Annotated in this window: 12 protein-coding genes and 1 pseudogene; 7 read left to right on the forward strand and 6 right to left on the reverse strand. The window is 60.5% G+C overall.

Going from position 1 to position 17105, the window contains the following annotated elements; translation table 11 throughout:
• Window positions 1-95: 95 nt before the first annotated feature.
• The 5 genes from MX571_RS14075 to MX571_RS14090 form a co-directional block, all read right to left on the reverse strand.
• Complete coding sequence (locus MX571_RS14075; protein WP_247417861.1) at window positions 96-1166, reverse strand: phosphotransacetylase family protein; 1071 nt, start codon at window positions 1164-1166, stop codon at window positions 96-98.
• The gene (locus MX571_RS14080) at window positions 1163-3259 is read right to left on the reverse strand and encodes an acetate--CoA ligase family protein (RefSeq protein WP_247417864.1); all 2097 of its coding nucleotides are present in this window, start codon (window positions 3257-3259) and stop codon (window positions 1163-1165) included. Before MX571_RS14080 ends, MX571_RS14075 begins: the two co-directional genes overlap by 4 nt.
• A gap of 588 nt (window positions 3260-3847) precedes the next feature.
• Window positions 3848-4381: a glycosyltransferase family 2 protein gene (locus MX571_RS22730; RefSeq protein WP_368409027.1), complete on the reverse strand. Its 534-nt coding sequence runs from the start codon at window positions 4379-4381 to the stop codon at window positions 3848-3850.
• A 172-nt stretch (window positions 4382-4553) separates the two neighbouring features.
• Window positions 4554-5231, reverse strand: coding sequence for a glycosyltransferase (locus MX571_RS14085; protein ID WP_247417866.1), 678 nt, complete (start codon window positions 5229-5231; stop codon window positions 4554-4556).
• A 949-nt stretch (window positions 5232-6180) separates the two neighbouring features.
• Window positions 6181-6507, reverse strand: a complete 327-nt coding sequence (locus MX571_RS14090; protein ID WP_247417869.1) for a hypothetical protein — start codon at window positions 6505-6507, stop codon at window positions 6181-6183.
• A 495-nt stretch (window positions 6508-7002) separates the two neighbouring features.
• Here MX571_RS14090 and MX571_RS14095 point away from each other — a divergent pair, with 495 nt between their 5' ends.
• The 3 genes from MX571_RS14095 to MX571_RS14105 are packed head-to-tail and all read left to right on the forward strand — an operon-like array spanning window position 7003 to window position 12082.
• Complete coding sequence (locus MX571_RS14095) at window positions 7003-9783, forward strand: ABC transporter permease (RefSeq protein WP_247417871.1); 2781 nt, start codon at window positions 7003-7005, stop codon at window positions 9781-9783.
• On the forward strand, window positions 9780-11417 hold the full coding sequence (locus MX571_RS14100) for a hypothetical protein (protein WP_247417874.1): 1638 nt from the start codon (window positions 9780-9782) through the stop codon (window positions 11415-11417). The genes MX571_RS14095 and MX571_RS14100 overlap by 4 nt, the downstream gene beginning before the upstream one ends.
• Window positions 11414-12082, forward strand: coding sequence for an ABC transporter ATP-binding protein (locus MX571_RS14105; protein WP_247417876.1), 669 nt, complete (start codon window positions 11414-11416; stop codon window positions 12080-12082). The genes MX571_RS14100 and MX571_RS14105 overlap by 4 nt, the downstream gene beginning before the upstream one ends.
• Window positions 12083-12510: 428 nt before the next feature.
• Here the strand turns inward: MX571_RS14105 and MX571_RS22735 are convergent, their stop codons facing one another.
• Entirely contained in the window at window positions 12511-13038 is a 528-nt protein-coding gene (locus MX571_RS22735; protein ID WP_368409028.1) for a metal-dependent hydrolase, read from the reverse strand.
• Window positions 13039-13293: 255 nt separating this feature from the next.
• On the opposite strand from MX571_RS22735, the pseudogene MX571_RS22740 reads away from it, so the two are divergent.
• The 4 genes and pseudogenes from MX571_RS22740 (at window position 13294) to MX571_RS14135 (ending at window position 17090) form a co-directional block, all read left to right on the forward strand.
• Window positions 13294-14517 (forward strand): annotated as a pseudogene (locus MX571_RS22740) (RNA-guided endonuclease InsQ/TnpB family protein).
• A gap of 26 nt (window positions 14518-14543) precedes the next feature.
• Window positions 14544-14819 carry a DUF8044 family membrane protein gene (locus MX571_RS14125; protein WP_247417881.1) on the forward strand — a complete coding sequence of 92 codons (276 nt, stop codon included), beginning with the start codon at window positions 14544-14546 and terminating at the stop codon, window positions 14817-14819.
• A 4-nt stretch (window positions 14820-14823) separates the two neighbouring features.
• Window positions 14824-15990, forward strand: coding sequence for a DUF4350 domain-containing protein (locus tag MX571_RS14130; RefSeq protein ID WP_247417882.1), 1167 nt, complete (start codon window positions 14824-14826; stop codon window positions 15988-15990).
• 92 nt (window positions 15991-16082) lie between these two features.
• Window positions 16083-17090, forward strand: coding sequence for an AAA family ATPase (locus MX571_RS14135; RefSeq protein ID WP_247417885.1), 1008 nt, complete (start codon window positions 16083-16085; stop codon window positions 17088-17090).
• Window positions 17091-17105: the final 15 nt, after the last annotated feature.

Consider the following 17105-nt stretch of genomic DNA (forward strand, 5'->3'; position numbering starts at 1 on the left):
ACTACGGAGCTCGCGTGAGCTCCGGATGCTATCGATCACCCAGAAACATAACCGTTCGGCGTGTATGCGTGCGGTCCACACGCCGTATCGAACTATCAGTTCTCGGCGAGGTCGAACACCGCGTCCACGTCGACGCCGTCGACGACGAGGTCCCGCATGCGTTCGACCGTCTCGGCGTTTCGGGCGCGCCCCGAGCGGACGACCTCCTCGGCCCGGTCGACGGTCGTGATGGTGTCCGAGCGGGAGAGCAGGACGGGGACGCCCGCCTCCTCGGCCCGGCCCAGCACCGCCGCCGGTGGGCGATACCCGCCGGTCAGCAACAGCGCCTTCACGCCGGGCGCGTCGAGCGCCGCGGTGGCGATCTCGGGGCGGTCGCCACCGGTTATCATCGCCGCGTCGCGAGTCCGGCGGAACTGGGCGAGCGCGTCCTCCGCGCTCATCGCGCCGACGGTGAACCGCTCGACGAACGCGTCGGTCGGGGCGTCGCTCGTCAGTACCTGCGCGCCGAGTTCGGCCGCGAGGTCGGCGACGGTGACGCCCGCGAGTTCCTGAACGCGCGGGAGCGCCCCGAAGACGGGGATTCCCTGTCCCTCCAGGAACGGGATGGCGTCCTCGACGAGGGCGTCCAGGTCGGCGTCCGCGACGGCGTTGAACAGCACGCCGTCGAGTCGGTCGCCGAGGTGGCGCGCCGCGGAGAGGACCGCGTCCACGTCGGTTGGGTCCTCGTAGGTGGCGACGAGCACCGCCCGCGCGTCGAGCAGGTCGGCGACGTCGGCGTCCGTGAGGTCGGCGACGCCCCCAGTGGCGAACGACCCGCCGCCTTCGAGGACCATCAGGTCGGTGTCCGCCGCGAGGCCGTCGTAGCTCTCGCGGATGCGCTCGTGGAGTTCGTCGGGGTCCTCGCGGCCGCGCATCGTCTGCTCGACGAACGTCCGCGAGTAGACGACGGGTTCGAGGTCGGCCACGTCGGCGTCGAGGTCCAGCAGCTCCCGCGCCAGCAGCGGGTCCTGGTCGAGCGTCTTGCCGACGGCGCTCTGCAGGCGCGTGCCCTTCGGTTTCATGTAGCCGACCGTGTGCCCGCGCTCGCGGGCGATGAGCGCGAGTGCGAGCGCGATGGCCGTCTTGCCGGTGCTCTCGTCGGTCGAGGTGATGAGTATCGGGTTCATAGCTCGTCGGGGTCGATGGTGAGGCGCACGTCGACGGCGGCCGCGCCGTCGTCGGTCGCCACGAGGGGGTTCACGTCCAGTTCCAGGATGGCGGGGAAGTCGGTGGCCAGCTGCGAGAGGCGACCGATGGTGTCGACGACGGCCGACTCGTCGACGGGGTCACGGCCGCGAGCGCCCCGGAGGAGCGGTGCGGCCTGCACGTCGTCGATCATCTCGCTCGCCTCTCGTTCGGAGAGCGGCGCGACGCGCACCGTCGTGTCCTCCAGCACCTCGACGAAGATGCCGCCGAGGCCGAACAGCACCAGCGGCCCGAACTGCGGGTCGCGGTTGACGCCGACGATGGTCTCGACGCCCTCGTCGAGGTCCAGTTGCTCCTGGACCTGCACGCCGAGGATGTGCGCGTCGGGCTGGTAGGTGCGGGCGCGCTGGACCAGGTCGTCGTACGTCGCGGCCACCTCCTCGTCCGGGACGCCGACCCGGACGCCGCCGATGTCGGACTTGTGGAGGATGTCCGGCGAGACGATCTTCATCACGACGTCGCCGCCGATGGACTCGGCCACCTCCTCGGCGTCCTCGGGCGTGTCGACGACGCTCCCCTCGGGCGTCGGGATGCCGTACTCCGACAGCAGGTCCATCGCCTCGACGCCGAGGCGGGTCTCGCCGCGGTCGGCGGCGTCAACGAGAATCTCGCGAGCGGCCTCGCGGTCCACGTCGTCGTACTCGGCCGGCGGGTCGTAGGTTCGCTGGCTGACGTCGCGGTACTCCCGCAGTGCGTCGAGACTCCGGATCGCCCGCGCGGGGTCGAAGTACGCCGGGATGCCCGCCTCGTTGACGGTGCCCATCGCGTCTCGCGCCGAGTCGCCGCCCATGAAGCAGACGGCGACGGGTTTGCCGTGTTCGGCCTGCTTCTCGACGACCACCTCGGCGAGGTCCTCGAACGTGAGGACGGCGACCGGACAGGAGACGATGCAGCACGCGTCGACGTTCGGGTCGCCGAGCACCGTGTCGATGGCGGCGGCGAACCGCTCGACGTCGGCGTCGCCGATGACGTCCACGGGGTTGTACCGGTTGGCCGTCTCGGGGAGTTCCTCGGCGAGTCCGTCGAGCGTCTCCTGGGTGAACGACGCGAGCGAGAGGCCCGCGTCGCCCACGGCGTCCGTCGCCATCACGCCCGGACCGCCCGCGTTCGTGACGACGGCGACGCCGTCGCCCTCGGGGAGCGGTTGGCCGGCCAGCGCCTCCGCCGAGTCGAACAGCTCCTGTACGTTCTCGGCGCGGAGGACGCCCGCCTGTTCCAGCCCCGCCTCGTATGCCGCCTCGCTCCCGGCGATGGTGCCGGTGTGCGAGGCCGCTGCGTGCGCTCCGGCTTCGGTGCGCCCGGACTTGACGAGGACGATGGGCGTGTCGTCGGTCACCTCGCGGGCGGCGTCGACGAAGGCTCGCCCCTCCTCGACGCCTTCGAGATACCCCAGTATCACGTCCGTCTCCGGGTCGTCGCCCCACGCGCGGACGAAGTCGCGTTCGTCGAGGACGGCCTTGTTGCCGAGCGAGACCACGTCCCGGAAGCCGATGCCCCGGTCGTTCGCCCAGTCGAGGACGGCCGTGACGAACGCCCCCGACTGGCTCATGAACGAGATGCTCCCGTCGAGCGCCATGTCGGGGCCGAACGTAGCGTTCATCCCGACGCCGGTGGCGATGACGCCGAGGCTGTTCGGCCCGACGAGGTTCAGGTCGTACGCCTCGGCGACGTCGCGCAACTCGCGCTCGCGGGACGCACCCTCGCTGCCCGTCTCGCCGAACCCGGCGGTGATGACGACGACGTTCTCGACGCCAACCTCGCCCGCCTGTTCCACCACGTCGATGGCGACGCTCGGCGGGACGACGACCACCGCCAGGTCGACGTCGCCCGCGCTGGCGAGGTCCGGCACCGTCTCCCGCCCGAGCACCGACTCGGCGTTCGGGTTGACGGGCACCGTCTCGCCGTCGAACGTCGCGAGCAGGTTCTCGACGACGGCTCTCCCGACCGACCCTTCGCGTTCGGTCGCCCCGACCACGGCCACCCGTTGGGGGGCGAACAGCGTCTCCAGTCCCATTCGTCGGCTGGAAGTTCTGGGGCAGCGTGGAAATACGTGCCGACGGTAACGTTCTCTCGGGGGAGTATCACACGCTTCGACCGGTCGGGGAATTCAGGAGCCTCGCACGCGATGACAGTCGTCGTTTCGTTGACTTTTCACGCGTGGAGCGAAGTTGACGGTCAGAGAGCCGTAGTGACAATCACACAGTAGTCTTTGACATGTTTCCCACTCTGTGCGGCAAGGAGTTCCCTTTGCACGTTCATATTGGATATCTCTGGACATAGGCCAGCACCTGCTAAGTGAACGTATTGGTGAACCGCCTCGGGAATCAAGCCCTGAAGCACTTGGCCCGCTTCGCCTGTAGAATACCTTGTCGGCGACGAGAGCTCCCCGTTGAGCGATAATCGCTGCTCCTCAAACGGGAGGGGTTGAGCGACGTACCTATCGCAATACCTATCTAATAATTATACTGATGGGTCCTCGTCCGTTGGCGTCTTGAGGGCGATTCACCATGGGATGCGTGGTCTTCTTGGCTATTGGACCGGCGATACCGGAAACGCCAATGGACTTTTCTCCATCGCAATTTTCCGATAAGCCCTCGTTCTGTCAGCTTACTTGTGGTTCTCTCAGAATGTATCGGTAGAAGCCCTGCCAAGCAATAAGCGTCTTCCACTGCCGAAAGCCGACATTCTCGACGATACCAGATCCGAACAATGAGAGCACCTTGTCTGGTGTCTCATACCGTTGATGGCCCCATACCTCTCGATAGACACCGAGCCATGAGAGGATGAGTCCGACACATACGATGAGACCGAAGTAGGTGACTGCGAACCATGGATTGATGAGTCCGATTACGACTCCGACGACGATGATGAGATAACCAACACCCCTAATGAGTGGGCCAAGAACTTCAGCAAGGACGAACGCGAAGAGGACAACGCTGTCGAGACAACGATTCTGTCGAGTAGCAATAAGTGAACGGTGGGTCCATAGCGTCTGGATAAGCCCCTGGAACCGTCGGGGTCGTTGCCTCCGAAACGCAGAGACTGTTGACGGAGCTGCAACCTCGACAATATCGTCAGGGACGAACTCGACCCGATATGACTGGCCAGCAGCCGAGAGATGGCGAGAGAGACGCATGACGAGATCGAGTCTTCATCGAGTGCCGTGGGGTCGTAGCCACCAATGTCCCGGAGGACGTCGGTTCGAAAGACTCCGAATCCAGCGGAGATACGGAGAAGGGAGCTCAGGCGGCCGACATCGGACCGGGCTAGTGAGGATGGGCGGAGACCCTCTGAGACCTGTACGTATCTCAGCAACCGTCGTGGAAGACGATTGTGTGGGAGTTGCTCATTCTCGATGGAAAAGCCATTGCTGAGACGGTTTGCTGCACCTGTTGCGACCATCTCCTCAGGATGCTCGAGGAACGGCTTGACCATCGAAAGCAACCATTACCGTCGATGATCGCATCAACACCAATCGCACCGAACAGTGGCTTGGAAGTCAGCCACAGTCCTGCGTTGAGTGCGTCCGACTGGCCACCAGCAGCCTTATCGATAACACTCAGAGAAAGGCGGTCTCGAGAGCGATACACCGCATGGATCTGTTCACATGGCATCTCCAGAGGTATATCGGCCTCAATCGCCTCCAGATCGAACACATCAAGTAGCTTGCTGAGTGTCTCATCCGTCGCTCCATCGTTAACGACAATCACCTCTGAATCGGGATAATTCGAGTCGAGCAATGACTGAATATTCTCGATGAGATCCGGCGTGTACGCGTGAACGGGAACGACGAGTGCGATTCCAGGATAGAATGGCGAATCGAGTGGGTGAAACAACGGGCCCCACGTCTTATTCCGCAGTACAGCTCGCAATTTGAACAAATCGGCGAACACAGCGAGGATGGATGCCCCGGTAAAGAGGAGATGATACCCCAAGATGACGAGCGCCGTCGAGAGAAGAAGCCTCGCCACGTCCTGATGAATCACTGGCTCACCTGTGCCTCTGCGGTCACCCATTCGAGTGCTAGCGATTCGGCTGAGCGAGTGGACGTCGGATGACGATTTGTCGTACTCGCGCGCGGAGAGTACGTATCACTTCTCGCACTTTGATCGCTTCTCGCGTTGAAGAGTGCCCGAGGGGCCCCGACTCGTGCTTGATCGTCAGGTTTAGTTTGGAGGGCAGTTCGTAGATGGGTTAGTGTGGCACTTGTCGCCCAGTTCCCAAAGATCTGATAGACAACACTGCGGACTTGAGGAGAGGGATCATTGAGGAGACGGTCACAGATGACGGCTTCCCGCACGTCTTCACGCCATCCATACGCCGAGAGTGCGTGTAGCGCTGCACTTCGAATTCGAGGAGAGTCGGCCGTCAGTTGTGAACACACCCATATGAGTGGCGTCTCTCGCTCGCCGGAGCAACAAGCACCGAAGTCGTGCAGGTGCTGGAGAGTCAATGAGAGTTCCTGCTCCTCGTTTTGAGCTACCAGACGTGCGAGTTGCTCCGGTGAAGACTCGAATAGCCGATACAGAGTGTCGACTCCGAGAACTGATAGCGGCGCACCCGAATCAAGCAAAAGCACACTACCGACATCGGTGGCATCGGGGTGACTTGTATCACTGAGTAACCGAACTCCAGCAGCCCGAGTATCTGGATGTTCCCTGCAATCGTCGAGCAAGGCATTGGCATCGACCGAGAGGTCCAGTAACGAGCACCACGTCATGCCGACCAATCGTTGGTGCCGAGCAGAGTCATCAAGCAATGCCCGGGCGCCCTCGTCGAGGCCGAAATACGACGCCAACTCCTGGAGACTCTCTCGGTCTGGTCCCTTGACCCAGCGAAGTTGCTTGTCGAGCAGAGTCCGGACAACACGTTGATCGATACGGTCGAATCCGGCCACCCACTCTGACCATTGTGGGTCCTCACTATACAACCGCGTCAGTAGTTCCGTCCGGAGTTGGTCGTAGCGATGAGCGTTTTGTCGATGTGGGAAGTGGCGACGAAGCTTTGGCCAAGTGTTTCGATGGCTATCGCGACCACAGGCAGGATCATGGAGGTGGCTGTAATCTCAGAACACCGCGCTATCTGTCGAGAGACTTCAGATCCAACGATAACACAGTCTACTGTGTCGTACCGATGCTCAGGCGTGAGTTCGAGTACCTGAATCTCGCTTTCGAGTTGGTCGAGGGACTCACACAAATTCTTCAGGACTCTCTCCTCGATTCCCATTACCCTGATCCGGACTACACCCACCCCGCTTGGCATACCTGTCCGACGATAAATACCAATTATAGTTTAAAAATTCCTACAATTTCAATTTATGAGGGTTGGGTCGGCTATAATCAATTCCTCACCAACAGCGACCTTAGGTAGACACACGCCAGAATGTGTCAGCTGTGACCGCGATGTAGCAATATTGTATCACAATGGAGGGAGCAACCACACCGTTTGAGTTGGAGCCTTGGTTCTCACTGGCAACGGGATAATCGAGTTGCGTAAGAGACGAAGGTTGGCCGCAGCTGGTCGTGATGGAGAGTGATGTTGAGCGTGCTTTTATTCTAAAGGTGGAGACACCCAGCTCGGCCAGCAACACATCACACGATAGGGCTGCGCGATTGAGACGGATATATCAGTTCGGCATTCAAGACGGTACACAATGGAGCAATGGTCTCTGTGAGTTACCGACGTGCTCTTCTCACACGTTGGTCCAGCAGGGACCGGCTTGCAGTACTCATCGTAGCGGTCGCGACCGCATTCCTCGTGGGAGCAGTCGTCGTATTGCTCGCTGTCTCAGGGTACACGACGACGATTGCAGGCAATCTTGGATCGGAGACAGCAGTCGAATTGACCAGCGATGCTGCAGGTGCAGGTGATGGTACAACGTTTCCAATCACAGCAGTCTCGGTCAATGGAGAGCCCTACACACTTCTTGGCGTGCCCACTACAACGTCACAGGACATTGCAGTTCCAAACGGTGTTGCCGGGCCACTATCCGGTAGGACCGTCACAATCGCTGGCGAGCAAACCACGCTCGAAAGGGGGGTGGTCAAGCGCAGTGATGACACGCCTTTCCCCGATTCATGGCTCATCACGGATGCATCAACGGCTCGGGAACTGGGAGCTGATCGGGCCCTCGTCATTCGCGAGTCATCCGATCCAGTTCCGCAATCTGGTGCTCCACTGATTGGCGCTCTTGCGTTCTTTATCGCCGGTACACAGCAAGTACTCGGCCTCTTGACCGTTGTGTGTGCTGGCGCAGCCGTTCTCATCGGCGTCATCATCTTCAGCGTAACCCGCATGACGGTTCGCGAACGTCGGGAAACACTTCGCGTGTTGCGCGCGACTGGAGCGACTCAACGTACCGTCCTCATGCTGGTCGCCGCTCGGGCAGGACTCCTCACACTCATCGGTATCGCCCTTGGCTATGCATTCGGGGTGATTATTCCGAATGCAGCAGCGAACATCGCCATTACGCTCGGGTTCCCGATTGGCCTTCCGATGGCGATGAGCGCTCAGACAGCGCTCGTTGTTGCCGGAATGCTTGGGGCACTCGTCTGTGTTGGCATCCTTGCAGGTGGGCTCGCTGGACGGCAGGTCGTCAGCGGAGAGCCACTTGATGTGAAGAACAATTCATCCCGACGATGGCCCGGTGGCCCCTCGTTTCTGCCGAGTGGAGCGGTCGTGCCAACGACGGCAACGCTCGCTGTCTTCATCGCGTTCGTACTTGTCGTCTTCTCGCTTGGTGGAGTCGTCGGCAGTGTAGGCGCGACAGACCAGCAGGGCGGGACGATTGTTGCGCCGAATGCGGTCCACCCAGTTGCAAGTCAGGTCGATGTGGCCTATGCTGAGGCACTACAGCGCGCTGGCACAGCCGCAAGTCCGGAGATACTGCTCTTTCAGGTGTCTGATGGCCATCCGTTCCCCGCCCGAGGCGTCCAGTTTGACGCCTATCAGAATGTCACAGACGCCAAACTCGTGGCAGGCCGAGCACCGAATGCAACTGACGATGACGAGGCAGTCATTGGCACCGACCTCGCCACGACTCTGGGAGTTGGCCCTGGAGACGAACTCGCACTGGGGGGGTCCACGAAAGCCGGGGTGGCGACGGTAGAGATCGTCGGGACGTTCTCGGCGAGTGGGGCAGCTGATGACCACCTCCTCGTGTCCCTGCCGGTCGCTCGGCATCTCTCGACGGTCCGACAGGGGAAGGTGAACCTCATTCGCCTCGCTGATCGGCCCCAGCGTGGGGCGCGTGGGGGTGTCGCCGTTCTCGACGTGAGCACCCCCAGACAGGTCGTTGCGGGCGAACAGCTACCAGTTCGAGTGCAGGTGCGTAACGTAGGGCAGGACACGACGACCGAGACGCTCCGAGCGACGTTTGGCTCACAGGAACAGTCTACACAGATATCGCTCACAGCCGACCAGCAACGGACGGTGACATTCCGTTTCACTGCGGAAGACCCGGGTACACAGACGATTCGCGTCGGAGAGACGAACCAGTCGGTTCGGGTCGTCACACCGACTGCATTGCGATTGTCACAGGTGCCGAAAACAGCACCACCAAATGCCACGTTCGAGCTTCGAGTTACGACGGCGACTGGGCAGTCGGTTTCGAACGCGACGGTCACACTCGGTGACCGCTCGGTGGGCACGACTCCCAAAGGAAGGGCCCGGGTCCAGCTACCAACTGCCGATGGGACCTACAGCCTCCGTGTCGTGGCCGGTAATCGCTCAGTGTCACGGCAACTACGGGTCAACGAAGACGTACAGCGAACCCCGACCGTCCAACTCTCGATGGTGAACGAGACCGGAGTGTTGACCGCTCCGACAGCGCGCGTGCGTGTCTCGAATCCGTGGTCTACTCCACAGACAGCGTCGGTCTCGGTATCCGGGCCTGGCGCGACAGTCAACCAAGCAGTTCGACTGGCACCAGGCGCATCCAAGGCGGTCGCTGCAAATCTCGAGCGTCGGCCCCCTGGAACCTACACCGTAGAGGCGACGGTCAATGGAACCACGATCGAACAGCAGTATCGAGTGACGGGTGATGAGCGCCTCGCCAGTGCAATTGCATCGAGTGGCCGCGTCTCAGGCGGCGTGGGAACGAGTGGGTTCATCGCCAGAGCCTTCGGGAATATCGGGCTCGTGTTAGCGACACTGCTCGGCCTCGGTGTTGTGATGACCGTCGGGAGTACCATCGCCTCATTTGCAGACGCCGTGCAGGCCCGTCGCCGTGATATCGGCGTGCATCGAGCTGTCGGTGCTGGGCCGCTGCAGGTGGGCAAATTGGTTCTCAGTGATGCACTGCGAATCGCCATCCCTGCCGGTCTCGGTGGCGCGCTGCTTGCGGTCATCACGCTCACCGCATTGTCGTGGGCTGGCGCCCTGACCGTGTTCGGCGTCCAGCTTGCCCCGCAGGCTCCGCTTGCTCTGATCGGTGGTATCGTACTCGGTGCACTCGGCCTCGCACTCGTCAGTGCGGTCATGGTCGTTGCTCGGTACGTAAGAGCCGACCCATCCCGACTGTTCGGAGGTAGCCAATGAGTCCACGACGCCGTCTCGACCTGGTACTCGTGCTTGCTGTGATCGCGGTCGGAGTCGCGACTCGACTACTGCCGTTGCACTTCTCGCCGCTGCCGTTCAACACTGATGCGTTTGTATTCGTTCGGTATAGCGAACTGATCCTGCAGAACAATCACCTCGCGTTCAGTGGCCCCGCAGCACCATACCCCGACGAGTACCTGTTCGACATGCTGCTCGCGATGGTGAGCGAAGTGGTCGGGATGTCGCCTCTCTATCTCGTCCAAATACTCATCGCCTGCCTAGCTATCGTCCCCTCGCTTGTCGCAGTCGCGTATGCGCGGTCACTTACCGCAGATCTCCCACGGGCGCATCGGCGAGGGGCGATGGCACTCGCCGGGATTGGACTCTCTGTAGAGGGGCTCTATCTGTGGCGAACAGCGACGATCAGCAGCGAGGTCTACGGTCTATCGTTTATCGCATGCATCGTGCTCTCGCTTCATCGAGGGCTCCAGACCGGGTCGCGACGCTGGCTCGCTCTCACAGCCATTCTGAGCGCGCTGATGCCCATCGTCCACAATGGGAGCACGTTCGTCGTGGGGCTCATCGGTACCGTCCTAACCGCACTCGCCGTGGGTCGTCAGTTCACGATTCGTCGTGCGCTCGGTGGGACGATTGGCGTCGTTGGATTCTGGGCGCTCGCGTTCGGGTATTACGAAGTCGTCGAGCTACCGAATGCCGCGACCATCTCTGCAGCGCCTGGGCTGTTTATCGCCTGGACGATTCTCATCGTTGGGGTGGCCCGATGGCTCGACCGAACATCTCCACGAGTGCAGCGTGGAGTCCCGGTTACTGTATTCAGCCTCGGCGTGCTCGTGTTCACGTTCAACGCGTTCGTCCCTGTGTTCCCCGGGATGCCGACAACATCGATCTGGTTACTGATCTACACCGTTCCGCTCGTCACTCTCCTGGTTGTGGCCGCTGTTGGCATTCCCTGGGTAACCACCAAGCAGAGTCAGGGCATCGCGATGGTCGCAGTCGTCATCGCTCCTCTCGCTGCCATTGGATTCGCACTAACCGGGGGGCGAACGCCCGAATATCAGGCACTGCTCACTCGCTCGACGACGTTTATGCATCTGGGAGTGGTTGTCATCGCAGCCGTCGCACTCGCGATACTCGCTCACCGACGACCGACGCTTGGTCGTATGGCTACAGTCATCGTCGTGATTGCAATACTCATCTCCGCGCCATTTCCATTCGCTGGCCTCGGGACGATTCCGTTCGAGGCCGTCACCGAGCCGACCGAGTTCGAGACGGTGATGTTCGCGACCGAGCACATGAATGGTACGTGGGCAAGTGACGATCACTTCACTCACATCGGCACGAAGTACCGGGGTGCAAACGTGGTCGATACTCCGACAAGCGCCTGGCTTCGGGGGGACGCTTCGCAGCCTGCTTGTCCAACGATTGGCCGTGAAATATGGACGACGCGGGGAGCGCCAGCAGTACCGAAACCGCTGTCACTATCCACGGCCGCATACGAGCAGTGGGTAATGACAGGGGACATCATCTATAACGGTGGAGGGAGTGAGTCGACGGTCGTTCGGTGGGTGAACGGCCAGTGTGAGCAGTCGGTCCTCAGTGAGGGGACGCGATGACCGACGATACCGTCATCACTGCTCGCGATATCTCCGTCTCACGTGGTGGCGAACCAGTCCTCGATGAACTCTCACTTACCATTCCGAGTTCAGCTCGAACCCTCATTCAGGGTGCGAGCGGGGCCGGGAAGTCTACGCTGTTCTCTGTGCTCGGCCTGCTGTCGACCCCTGATTCTGGAACTCTCAAGATAGATGGCGATGACGCCGCGACGCTACCCGAACGAAAGCGAGCGGCCCTTCGTCGAAATCACCTTGGGTTTGTCTTCCAGGATTTCAAACTCATAGATGATCTCACAGCGTTCGAAAACGCTCGGGTTCCACAGGAGCACGCTGGCGAACTCGATGAAGACTGGCTCAACTCATTGTTCGATCAACTGGGGATTGCACCGCTCACCCATCGACTCCCACCGACGCTCTCTGGAGGGGAACGCCAGCGAGTCGCGATTGCCCGTGCGCTCGCCAATCGACCAAGCGTCATCCTCGCAGACGAGCCAACGGGCCAGTTAGACCCACAGACGACCGACGACGTCCTCGACACGCTGTTTTCTGTTCACGAGACGTTCGATACCGCAGTCGTCGTCATCAGTCACGATACGCAGCTCAGTGGTGCATTCGATGAACAGTATACCCTCGCCGATGGAACGCTCAATTCGGGCGGTTCGTGAACTGCCTCGGGGTCAAGCTCCGAGGCACTCGGCCTGCTCCGCCTGTAGATTACTCTTCAGTCCGGCGTACTCGGGTGAGTAACCACCGAAATCCAGGGTAGCCATCATGCACCCACAACGCTCCCGCAGCAACAGTGAGTGCTAAGCTTAGCAGATTAGCGTACGTCAGTCCAAAGAGAACGTCGTGACTGAGAAACACCCAGGTCGCCCCATTGGCACTGAGCAAGAGGCCAATCAGCGTATAGAGGCCCTCACAAGACATAGTCGGTGCGTGAGTTGTTAGTAACAAATATGCATCGATGTACTGCTAGGAATCTATCGGGCTGTTCAGCGAGCCGCTCAGAGTCACCTCCTGAGGGATTCGCCTTGCATGATTGGTGGAAAGTCGCGAGGCGCAAGCCTCGCCGTTCACGGTGAGGAGGATGTCATTAGCGTACGAGCCATCGAATCCCTGGGTATCGGTCATGAGCCCAGAGGCCCAGTACAGCGAGGGTTAATGCGAGGCCGAACAGGGTGAACGGGTCAGGGGTGACGTTCACGAAGTGTTCGATAAAGCCTGAGTCGTTCTCATAGGGGGGCGGGGGTAAGAGCGGCCATGCGAGAAACGTGAGGAACTCCGTGTCTAATTGCAAGATTGGCAGTAAGGCATCCCCGAGGAGATGGGCACAATAGCCGATCGAGAATGCCCACGCAGGCGTTCTGTAGCCATATCGACGGGACACCACGATAGCGATGCTGCAGATGATTGTTGCAATGAAGATCGAATGGGCGAACGATCTCCCCGAGGGGAGCACATTGAGAGACCACGCAAGCGGCTTGTCGATGAGGTCTGGAAACTGCGTGCCGAGCGCCACTGCAATCGCTGGACCGTCGCCTGGCGGCCATGATTGATCACGACTATGCCGAGCGACCCGATAGATGAGATAGCCGAGCGCCGCATGCCCCCATGGCCACATTAGCGAATGATTCAGCGACGAGACTGATAGCTGTTTATACGCGCTAAGCCCCCACCCTCAAGGAGCGACCAACGGGAGCGAGTAGGGTGGGGATACAGCGTCCCCAGAACGCAGAGCGTTCTGGTGTGCGGACGAGAGCCGTGCTCTCGTCAACGCCGTCATCAGTTGTTCACGTCCTCGGTTGCTGACTCACAGGCTCGCCGTGAACTGTACATTCAAGTTACAACACGACGATAATTTGAGTGTGTCGGAGCCATGAAATACAGTCCACGCTACCGCGCACTCCCGTCCACGGAGCAACGCGGACTGATGGGCTGGCAACTCGACACGCTCCGGCAACTGAACAACGACGCCCTCAAGCGATTCAAGGAGATACTCGACGACGCAGGCACGGTCAAACAACGCGTCAGGATGGTGAGTGACGAACTCCCCGACCTCAAGCAGTGGTGGCCGAGACTCAGCGACATCTACTCGAAGGTGTCCCAACTCGCCATCTAACGCATTGCCAAAGCCATCAACTCCCTTCGCGGGTTGAAAGCCGCTGGCTACAACGTTGGGTCGCTCAACTGGAAGAAACCGCGAGAGTATCGCTCGTTCACGTATCAGCAGTCCGGCTTCGAACTCGACAAGAAGAGTGGTCGGACTGGCCGAGCGATACTCACGTTGAATAAGGTCAAAGGCGAGACCATCGAGGTGCCGATTCGGTGGCATCGTGACCTGCCCGAAGACGCGACCATCAAATCAGTCACGCTCAAACGCGAGCCCACCGGCGCGTGGTACGCATCGATCACCGTCGAGGCTGACACGTCAGAGAAACCCGCTATCGAGGACATCAACGCTACGGACTGCGTCGGGCTCGATCTCGGGGTGCTGAACCACGCCCACGACTCGAACGGAGTGTCTGTCGGCAGACTCAACCTCTCAGACGACCGCGAGCGCCTCGAGCGTGAGCAACGCTCGCTGTCACGGAAGGAACACGAGTCAAACAACTAGGAGACTCAGAGACAGCGAGTTGCTGAGGTTCACGCGGAGATGTCCAACAAGAAGCAGGACTACAAGCACAAGCTCGCCCATCACTACACCACGACGTTCGACGCGGTGGTTCTCGAAGACCTGAACGTCAAGGGCATGTTGGAAGACATTTCAAACGCCCGAACCAAAGCGGAGGTCGGCTGGCGTGACCTCATCAGCATCTTCGAGCATCACGGGGAGAAGAACGCGTGTCACGTTCTTACGGTCGACCCCGAGAACACGACGCTGGAGTGTGCGTCGTGCGGGTCATCGGTGTGGAAGCCGCTGTGGGTTCGCGAGCATAGGTGCCCCACGTGCGGGTTTGAGACGGACCGGGACTGGAACGCGGCGTTGAACGTGCTTCAACGTGGTTGTGAACCCGTCGCTCGGCGTCATCGTTCCAGCCCGCAGCCCACGATGACTGTTACTCGCCGCGCGTCCGCTTCGGTTCGAATCCTCGCGCTTTAGGGCTGGGAGCATATTACCCGAGGTAGATGAGGTTGCAACGTCGCCAGCGGTTTGTCTTCGGTCATTTGACGGCGACGTGTTCGGCGATAATCCTTCTGGCAGCACTGGGAAGCCTGACACTGGAACTCGTGTTTGTTATCTCACTGATTGCGTTTCTTGTGCTCGTCGAGCTGACTGCACCTATAGCAGTTACCCCTCGCTGGCGGTCACGCCTGAAGTGGGTTATCGCCGCTGGGTTGCTCGTCTTTGCGTATCTCGTCATCAAGCGAATTCTGGAGATCCTCCCTCCAGGGGTGATCTGAGCCGATGCGGACAGATCTCCCACGGATCGCACTGTGGGTACTCACTGGAGTCGTTCTCCTGGGGGTCGTCGTTGGCGCTAGTACGTCGGGAGCAGCGTACGGTGCGTTCAATCCCTCGTGGGACGGTGGTAGTTCACTTCGAACAATCGCCGAGAGCCAGGGGACCGATGCGGTCTACATTCAGGAGGCAACGGAGTATCGCTCGCTCTCCAGTGAGAGTGTCGCGTTCATACTCGCGCCCGATGAATCTTACAGTCCGAACGAGTCTGCCCAGGTGCAATCGTTCGTTGAGCGTGGGGGGACAGTCGTCGTTGCTGACGACAGCACGGGCTCGAATAGCCTTCTCGCATCGGTCGGGGCATCGAGCCGTGTTGATGGGCGACTCGTCCGTGACGAGCGACGGTACTACCGCGGGCCCGCGTTACCAGTTGCGACGAACGTGACAGCACTGAATCGCTCAACGCAACCGGATGAGTCAGCCACTGCATCGAATCTCACGGCCTCCATCGACCGACTGACGCTCAACTACGGGAGTGTCTTGCAGCCTGGGAACGCGACCGTCCTCGTCTCCACGTCGGAGTTCGCGTATCTGGACTCGAATCGGAACGAGGAACTCGACGATACGGAGACACTGGCCAGTCGGCCTGTCGCAACGGTCGAATCCATTGGTGAGGGACACGTCGTGACGGTGAGTGATTCGAGTGCGCTCATCAACGCGATGCTCGACCGGCAGGACAATCGTGCGTTTATCGAGAATCTCATCTCCGGGAGCGATCGCGTCGCACTCGACTATTCGCATACAGCCAGTCTACCACCACTCGCGTACGTGCTGGTGACGTTTCGGGCGTCACTCCTGTTCCAGCTCTGGGTGGGTATCCTCTTCATCTGGGCGATTGCTGTGTATCTCTACTGGCCCACGCTACGTGAACAGCCGGCACTCCGCCGACTCCGACACCGCATTCATGGTACCAATGAACAGATCTCACCTCGCCTCGATGCAGAGACAGCGGCAACAGCACTTCGACGGCGGCGACCAGACTGGGATGAAGACCGCATTCAGCGAGTCGCGACTGCGCTCGGTGGTGAAGGACCACGGGATCCATGGCGCGGAACTCGAACGAGTCGAGCTCAGCGTGGGGAAGACCCCTCCGATGAGCCATCCGAGAATTGAGCCCCTCCAAGTGCGAAGAAGTTGTACTCCTTGTTCCAGCCCTCGGGGTGATGTAAGAGCGTTTTTACATCGTGGATTGGTAAAGTGGTAAAATGAGTGCGCGCGACCCTGAATCGCTTTACAATGCGCTCCGGAAGGAGATGGGAACGGTCCTCATCGGGAAAGACGACGTAGTAGAGGGCCTCACCATCGCGCTTCTCACACGTGGGCATGTTCTGCTGGAAGGTGTCCCAGGCGTCGCGAAGACGACGATCGCCAATCTATTTGCCCGAACGACTGGCCTCCAGTATACCCGTATCCAGATGACGCCGGACGTCCTTCCGGCAGACGTGGTGGGAACGACTGTCTACCGCGAATCCACCAGTGAGTTCGAACTTCGGAAGGGGCCGATATTTGCCAACGTAGTCGTCGCCGACGAGATCAACCGCGCGACGCCAAAGACGCAATCTGCACTCCTGGAGGCGATGGCAGAGCGAAACGCGACAATCGACGGCGAGACGCTCAGCTTGCCCGACCCGTTTGTCGTTGTAGCAACGCAAAATCCGATTGAGATGGAGGGGACCTTCGAATTGCCAGAAGCACAGCGTGACCGCTTCTTGTTCCAGCTTGACGTCTCGCTACCAACTCGCGACGAAGAACGCGAGCTCCTGAACGAGTTCGACAGAGCTCCTACACTCGGCCCCGACGCAGTTGAACGAGTCGTTACCCCGAATGACCTGCTGGAGGCCCGAGAGATGGTCGAGTCCGTTCACGCTGCTCCAGAGTTGAAAGAGTACATTCTGGATATCGTCGGGGCCAGCCGCGACACTGCGGATACGCGTCACGGTGGATCACCACGAGCATCGCTGGCGTTTTTGAACGCTGGGAAAGCTCGGGCAGCGATTCACGGTCGTGAGTATGTGATTCCCGACGACGTCAAAGCGCTCGCCCAGTCCGTACTCGCCCACCGACTCGTATTAAGCACGGACGCAGAGCTCAGCGATCTCAGTGCCCGGGAAGTCGTCGATGAAATCGTTGGGTCGGTCGAACCACCGGGAAGCGATACCGAGGCAGTAGAGTCCGTTCCGGTCAGTGATGGCGGCGATGCTTCGGAGCAATAGGTCCGAATTGATAGA

It is taken from the genome of Halomarina salina, from assembly GCF_023074835.1.
GTDB classification, from domain to species: Archaea; Halobacteriota; Halobacteria; order Halobacteriales; family Haloarculaceae; genus Halomarina; species Halomarina salina.

What these genes read in the sequence shown, in the direction of transcription:
- MX571_RS14075 (WP_247417861.1), bottom strand. Translation starts at nt 1,166, where the DNA reads ATGAACCCGATACTCATCACCTCGACCGACGAGAGCACCGGCAAGACG.
- MX571_RS14080 (WP_247417864.1), bottom strand. Translation starts at nt 3,259, where the DNA reads ATGGGACTGGAGACGCTGTTCGCCCCCCAACGGGTGGCCGTGGTCGGG.
- MX571_RS22730 (WP_368409027.1), bottom strand. Translation starts at nt 4,381, where the DNA reads ATGCGTCTCTCTCGCCATCTCTCGGCTGCTGGCCAGTCATATCGGGTC.
- MX571_RS14090 (WP_247417869.1), bottom strand. Translation starts at nt 6,507, where the DNA reads ATGCCAAGCGGGGTGGGTGTAGTCCGGATCAGGGTAATGGGAATCGAG.
- MX571_RS14100 (WP_247417874.1), top strand. Translation starts at nt 9,780, where the DNA reads ATGAGTCCACGACGCCGTCTCGACCTGGTACTCGTGCTTGCTGTGATC.
- MX571_RS14105 (WP_247417876.1), top strand. Translation starts at nt 11,414, where the DNA reads ATGACCGACGATACCGTCATCACTGCTCGCGATATCTCCGTCTCACGT.
- MX571_RS22735 (WP_368409028.1), bottom strand. Translation starts at nt 13,038, where the DNA reads ATGTGGCCATGGGGGCATGCGGCGCTCGGCTATCTCATCTATCGGGTC.
- MX571_RS14125 (WP_247417881.1), top strand. Translation starts at nt 14,544, where the DNA reads ATGAGGTTGCAACGTCGCCAGCGGTTTGTCTTCGGTCATTTGACGGCG.
- MX571_RS14130 (WP_247417882.1), top strand. Translation starts at nt 14,824, where the DNA reads ATGCGGACAGATCTCCCACGGATCGCACTGTGGGTACTCACTGGAGTC.
- MX571_RS14135 (WP_247417885.1), top strand. Translation starts at nt 16,083, where the DNA reads ATGAGTGCGCGCGACCCTGAATCGCTTTACAATGCGCTCCGGAAGGAG.